Below are 6,238 nucleotides of genomic sequence, written 5' to 3'. Positions count from 1 at the left end.
CCGCCGGCGCCGCCGAGTTCTTTCGGGGTGCTCAGGGCGATGTCGAGGATGCCGTCGGAGGAGACAGCGCGGCCTTCGCGGCCACCAAAGGCTTCAGCGGTTGCGCGGTAGAGAACGTTTTCGATAGTCATGGCATTGATCCTTGTCGGTGGGGTGGTGATGGATTGGCTTGCTAATCTTTTGTGCGCTAACCGTTTCCATGGGGCGAACTATATTGCGCAAAACATTAGCGCGCAAGTTAGATGCATGGAAGATTTGGTTATAGGGTCTGTCTTTTTTGCAATAAGCGTGGAGTGAGGCTTTGCATAAGGATGCGCGAGCGGAGATCAAGAGGTATGGCGTCGCGCTGATGCGCCACCTGCTGGCTGGTCGGCCGTCTGCAGCGCCATCTGTGGTAGGCTGTAGCGATTTTCATCGGTCCGTCGTTCGACAGGAGTGTTCATGTCCCTGACCCGTATTTCCATTGCCCTGGCGCTCGCACTGGGCAGTAGTGTCACCCTGGCTGCCGACCCCGATCAGGTCATCCGTCAGACGCTGAAGTCGCTCGACGGCAACTTGCCGATCGAGGCCATTGCCGAGAGCCCGATGCCCGGTGTCTATCAGGTTCAGCTGGAAGGGGGGCGTCAGCTTTACACCAGCGCCGATGGTCAGTTCCTGATTCAGGGCTATCTGTTCCAGGTCAAGGACGGCCAGGCCGTGAACCTGACCGAGATCGAAGAAAGCCGCGCGGTGGCTCAGCAGATCAACGCCATTCCGGCCAAGGAGATGGTGGTGTTCGCGCCGAAGGATCCGAAGACCCACATCACCGTGTTCACCGATACCGACTGTGGCTATTGCCAGAAACTGCACAGCGAAGTGCCGGAGCTCAATCGTCTGGGTGTCGAAGTGCGCTATGTCGCCTTCCCGCGTCAGGGCCTGAACAGCCCGGCGGCCAAGGAGCTGGTCAGCGTCTGGTGCGCCAAGGATCAGCAGGACGCGATGAATCGCGCCAAGACTCGCCAGAGCGTAGCCGATGCGTCCTGCGATAATCCGGTGGCCAAGCAGTACCAACTCGGTCAGATGATCGGGGTCAATGGCACGCCGGCCATCGTTCTGGCCAACGGCAAGATGATTCCGGGTTATCAGCCGGCGCCGCAGCTGGCCAAGATTGCGCTGGAGTCAAACTAAGAACCTGTCCACGACCTGCTGCGCGTCGGCTCTGCTGCGTTAAAAACAGGCTCGGAAAGCCGCTTGCGGCTAACGCACTTCAGTGCGACCCGAAAGGGCGAGCGAAGCGAGTAATGCTCATTTACAACTCGTAAAGTCGTGCGCGACTCCGAGCGTTCCTCGCCTGTTTGACTCGCTGGCGCTCGCCCTTCGGGCCAGCCTTCGGCTGTTACTCCCGTTGGTCGTTGCGCCTTGCATAGCTCTAGCTCGCGAGCTCGTGATCAGGTTCTGTGAGCGGTGGATTGACTAACAAACAGCCGCTTCGTAAGGTGCGGCTCTTTATCTGCGGCCGGGGCATGCTCCGGCCGTTTCGTGCAGTGCTGATGGGGAATTGAGTGTGAAGCCGGTCAAAGTGGGCATCTGTGGGTTGGGCACCGTTGGTGGCGGTACGTTGAATGTACTCAAGCGCAATGCCGAGGAGATTACTCGGCGCGCCGGTCGCGGCATCGAGATTGCCCAGATCGCCATTCGTTCGCCCAAGCCGCAGTACGACACCACCGGCATTGCCATGACCAGCGATGTGTTCGAGCTGGTGAACAATCCCGAGATCGACATCGTCATCGAGCTGATCGGCGGCTATACCCTGGCCAAGGAGCTGGTGCTCAAGGCCATCGACAACGGCAAGCACGTGGTGACCGCCAACAAGGCGCTGATTGCCGTGCACGGCAATGAAATCTTCGCCAAGGCGCGCGAAAAGGGCGTCATCGTCGCTTTCGAGGCGGCTGTAGCTGGCGGTATCCCGGTGATCAAGGCGATCCGCGAAGGCTTGTCGGCCAACCGCATCAACTGGCTGGCCGGCATCATCAACGGCACCGGCAACTTCATCCTCACCGAGATGCGCGAGAAGGGCCGTGCCTTCGACGACGTGCTCAAGGAAGCGCAGGCGCTGGGTTATGCCGAGGCCGATCCGACCTTCGATGTCGAAGGCATCGATGCCGCGCACAAGCTGACCATCCTGGCGTCCATCGCCTTCGGCATCCCGCTGCAGTTCGACAAGGCCTACACCGAGGGCATCACCAGGCTGACCACGGCCGATGTGAACTACGCCGAGGCGTTGGGCTATCGCATCAAGCACCTGGGTGTCGCTCGCCGCACCGATGCAGGCATCGAGCTGCGCGTGCACCCGACGCTGATTCCGGCCGATCGCCTGATCGCCAACGTCAACGGTGTGATGAACGCGGTGATGGTCAATGGCGACGCGGTGGGCAGCACGCTGTATTACGGCGCCGGTGCCGGCATGGAGCCGACCGCTTCGGCGGTGGTGGCCGATCTGGTGGATGTGGTGCGTGCGCTGACCACCGATCCGACCAACCGCGTGCCGCACCTGGCCTTCCAGCCGGATTCGCTGTCCGATCACCCGATCCTGCCGATCGAAGAGTGCGAGAGCGCCTATTACCTGCGCATCCAGGCCAAGGATCATCCGGGTGTGCTGGCGCAGGTGGCGAGCATCCTCTCCGAGCGCGGCATCAACATCGAGTCGATCATGCAGAAGGAAGTCGAGGAGCAGGACGGCCTGGTGCCGATGATCCTCGTGACCCACCGTGTGGTCGAGGCGCGTATCATCGAAGCCATTGCCGCCATGGAGGCGCTGGATGGCGTGACCTCGCCGGTCGTGCGTCTGCGCGTCGAACAGCTCAATTAATCCCGTGTCCACCTGCAGGCCTATGGCTTGCGGGTGCTGCAGAACGAAGGTTTATCCCATGCGCTATATCAGTACCCGCGGCCAGGCGCCGGCCCTGAATTTCGAAGATGTGCTGCTGGCTGGCCTGGCCAGCGATGGCGGCCTCTACGTGCCGGAAAATCTGCCGCGTTTCACCGTCGAGGAAATCGCTTCCTGGGCGGGCCTGCCGTATCACGAGCTGGCCTTCCGGGTGATGCGCCCGTTCGTCGCCGGCTCCATTGCCGATGCCGACTTCAAGAAGATCCTCGAAGAAACCTATGGGGTGTTCGAGCACAACGCGGTCGCGCCGCTGCGCCAGTTGAACGGCAACGAGTGGGTGCTGGAGCTGTTCCACGGCCCGACCCTGGCGTTCAAGGATTTCGCCCTGCAACTGCTCGGTCGTCTGCTCGATCACGTGCTGGCCAGGCGCGGCGAGCGCGTGGTGATCATGGGGGCGACCTCCGGCGACACCGGTTCGGCGGCCATCGAAGGCTGCAAGGCCTGCGACAACGTCGACATCTTCATCATGCACCCGCACAACCGCGTGTCCGAGGTGCAGCGCCGGCAGATGACCACCATTGTCGGCGACAACATCCACAACATCGCCATCGAAGGCAACTTCGACGACTGCCAGGAGATGGTCAAGGCCAGCTTCGCCGATCAGGGCTTCCTCAAGGGCACGCGCCTGGTGGCGGTCAACTCGATCAACTGGGCGCGGATAATGGCCCAGATCGTTTACTACTTCCATGCTGCGCTGCAGCTCGGCGCGCCGGCGCGTTCCATCGCCTTCTCGGTGCCGACCGGCAACTTCGGCGACATCTTCGCCGGTTACCTGGCGCGCAACATGGGGCTGCCGGTCAGTCAGCTGATCGTCGCCACCAACCGTAACGACATCCTGCATCGCTTCATGAGCGGCAATCAGTACGTCAAGGAAACCCTGCACGCGACGCTGTCGCCGTCGATGGACATCATGGTCTCGTCCAACTTCGAGCGTCTGCTGTTCGACCTGCACGGTCGCAACGGTGCCGCCATTGCCAGTCTGATGGACAGCTTCAAGCAGGGTGGCGGTTTCAGTGTCGACGAGGATCGCTGGACCGAAGCGCGCAAGCTGTTCGACTCACTGGCGGTGAACGACGAGCAAACCTGCGAAACCATCACCGAGGTGTACAGGGAGTGCGGCGAGCTGCTCGACCCGCATACCGCCATCGGTGTGCGTGCTGCGCGTGAGTGCCGCCGCAGCCTGGCCACGCCAATGGTGGTGCTGGGTACTGCGCACCCGGTCAAGTTCCCCGAGGCGGTGGAGAAGGCCGGCATTGATGCCGTGCCGGCGTTGCCTGCGCACCTGAGCGATCTGTTCCAGCGTGAAGAGCGCTGCACGGTGCTGGCCAACGACCTGAAGACCGTGCAGCAGTTCGTCGCCGCGCGGGGGAATCGCGGCAAGCCGCTCTGAGGTCTCTGCTTCGACGAAACCGGCGCCCCAGTGGCGCCGGTTTCGTTTGTGCGCGGCTCAAAGGGCGAAGATCACCGCCAGCAGCGCCATCAGGATGATCAGGATCAGCCAGATCAGGGCGTTGAGGCGGCTGGCGCGAACGACGCCGGCGCCGCGCAGGTGCACCGGGGGATCGTCCTCCAGGTACTGATCGATACGGCGTTCGGCCTCCTGCTGGTCGTTGGCCAGGTATTCGCTCAGCAGGTCGATGGCTGCCTGACGCTGATTGGCATGCACGAGCTGGCGGACTGCGGGTGGAAGTTCGTTCATGGCGCTGCCTGTCTCTCGGGGTGGCGGGTCTGCGACCCGGTTGGCGCTTTTTTTCGTGCGCAGCGCGGGCGTCTGCGGTTTAATTCGACACCTCGCGAATGGAAGCGTTTTGCTCGAGTCATGGATGAGCCCAAGTGCCTGCCTCTCTTCTTTACCCATTCTTGTCTGTTCTTCGGCTTTTTGCGCCGAGGATCGCCCCTGCGTGCTTATCTGACGAACGGCATCACATTTATCACATGTGATTACTTTACGACTCACATGTAAGAGTCTAGGCTGCGATTCATGGACAACAAATCATCAGCCCATTACCAGCGTCTTTATCGTCAGCGTCTGCGTGAGCAGGGGTTGGTCAAGAAGGAAGTCTGGATATTGCCCGAGCATGCGCCCTTGTTGGTCGCGTTCGAGCGCAAACTGCGCCAGCCACAGTCGCTGCTGGCTTCGATGGAGAAGGAGGAGGGTATGAGCATGCCTCAAGTTTGGACCGCCCAGGCGCTGCATGAAGCGCTGGCGGCAACGGAACTGTTCCAAAGCGGTCAGGCCGGCATCGAGCTGATTCAGGGCGCTGACGCCAGCCTGCACATCACCATGCGTGAGTACGGCGACCTGCCGCTGTTCATCGCCGTGTTCGGTGAGCAGATCATCGTCGAGGCGCTGCTCTGGCCGGCAGCGGACGTCAAGGACGCGGCGAGCTTCAACGAAGAAGTGCTGCGTACCCACAAGCTGTTCCCGCTGTCGTCCATCGGCCTGGAGAAAATGGTCGACGGGCGTGACTGCTACACCATGTTCGGCGCGCTGAGCTCGTCCTCGACCCTGTCCGATGTGGTGTTCGAGATCGAATTGCTGGCGGACAACGTGATCAAGGCCACCGAAGCCTATGAAGGCTTCCTCAAGACCGGCGCCTGAGAGGAGATGAGACGATGAATGTCTGGAGCAAAATGCTGACGGCGCTGCGTGGCGGCGCCAATGAAGTGGGTGAGGCGGTGGTCGATGGTCAGGCCCTGCGCATTCTCGATCAGGAAATCCGCGACGCCGATGTCGAACTGCGCAAGTCCAAGGAAGCGCTGGCCGAGATCATGGCCAGGCACAAGCTGGCCAGCGACAAGGTGACCAAGAGCGCGGCGAGCATTGCCGAGTACGAACAGTACGCGCTGAAGGCGCTGGACGCCGGTAACGAGACCCTGGCCAAGGAAGTCGCCGAGAAGATCGCCAACCTGGAAATCGAGCAGGCCAGCGAGCGTGAGCAGGCCGAAGGCTTCGCCGCCAGCGTGGCGCAGCTGCGCAAGGCCGTGACCCAGGCCGAGGGCAACATCAAACGTCTCAAGCAGCAGGTGGATACGGTCAAGGCCACCGAAAGCGTGCAGAAGGCCCAGATGGCCGTGGCCCAGCGCTACGGCGGCTCGCAAGCCAAGCTGCAGACCGCAGTCGAGTCGCTCGAACGGATCAAGCAGAAGCAGGCCGAGCGCGCAGCGAAGATGGAGGCTTCAGCCGAGCTGGCTGCCACCAGCGCGCCGGACGATTCGCTGGAAGCCAAGCTGCGCGCGGCCGGTATCAAGGCCGACAATGCCAGCGCCGACAGCGTGCTGGCACGTCTGAAGGACAAGGCCAAGCCCTGA

At 61.8% G+C, this 6,238-nt stretch carries 6 protein-coding genes and 1 pseudogene; 5 read left to right on the top strand and 2 right to left on the bottom strand.

Annotated elements, in window-relative coordinates:
- Positions 1-131, bottom strand: a pseudogene (locus ACN0X6_RS18685) (organic hydroperoxide resistance protein); the annotation flags it as partial.
- Between the two features lie 310 nt (positions 132-441).
- Between ACN0X6_RS18685 and ACN0X6_RS18680 the strand changes: the two are divergent.
- The 3 genes from ACN0X6_RS18680 to thrC all read left to right on the top strand — a co-directional run bounded on the left by ACN0X6_RS18680 (position 442) and on the right by thrC (position 4,316).
- Positions 442-1,167, top strand: a complete 726-nt coding sequence (locus ACN0X6_RS18680; protein WP_417706230.1) for a thioredoxin fold domain-containing protein — start codon at positions 442-444, stop codon at positions 1,165-1,167.
- A 376-nt stretch (positions 1,168-1,543) separates the two neighbouring features.
- Positions 1,544-2,848, top strand: coding sequence for a homoserine dehydrogenase (locus ACN0X6_RS18675; RefSeq protein ID WP_417706228.1), 1,305 nt, complete (start codon positions 1,544-1,546; stop codon positions 2,846-2,848).
- Positions 2,849-2,906: 58 nt separating this feature from the next.
- On the top strand, positions 2,907-4,316 hold the full coding sequence (thrC, locus tag ACN0X6_RS18670; protein ID WP_417706227.1) for a threonine synthase: 1,410 nt from the start codon (positions 2,907-2,909) through the stop codon (positions 4,314-4,316).
- A gap of 57 nt (positions 4,317-4,373) precedes the next feature.
- On the opposite strand, the gene ACN0X6_RS18665 is transcribed toward thrC, so the two are convergent.
- Entirely contained in the window at positions 4,374-4,625 is a 252-nt protein-coding gene (locus tag ACN0X6_RS18665) for a hypothetical protein (RefSeq protein ID WP_192985791.1), read from the bottom strand.
- 282 nt (positions 4,626-4,907) lie between these two features.
- Here ACN0X6_RS18665 and ACN0X6_RS18660 point away from each other — a divergent pair, with 282 nt between their 5' ends.
- Together ACN0X6_RS18660 and ACN0X6_RS18655 are read left to right on the top strand one after the other, a co-directional pair.
- On the top strand, positions 4,908-5,528 hold the full coding sequence (locus tag ACN0X6_RS18660; protein WP_192985792.1) for a YjfI family protein: 621 nt from the start codon (positions 4,908-4,910) through the stop codon (positions 5,526-5,528).
- A gap of 14 nt (positions 5,529-5,542) precedes the next feature.
- Positions 5,543-6,238, top strand: a complete 696-nt coding sequence (locus ACN0X6_RS18655; RefSeq protein WP_192985793.1) for a PspA/IM30 family protein — start codon at positions 5,543-5,545, stop codon at positions 6,236-6,238.

The sequence above is a fragment of the Pseudomonas sp. genome, from assembly GCF_048269965.1.
GTDB lineage: Bacteria > Pseudomonadota > Gammaproteobacteria > Pseudomonadales > Pseudomonadaceae > Aquipseudomonas.
The sequence above is the reverse complement of the archived record's forward strand: the minus strand, read 5'-3'. Positions and strand labels throughout refer to the sequence as shown.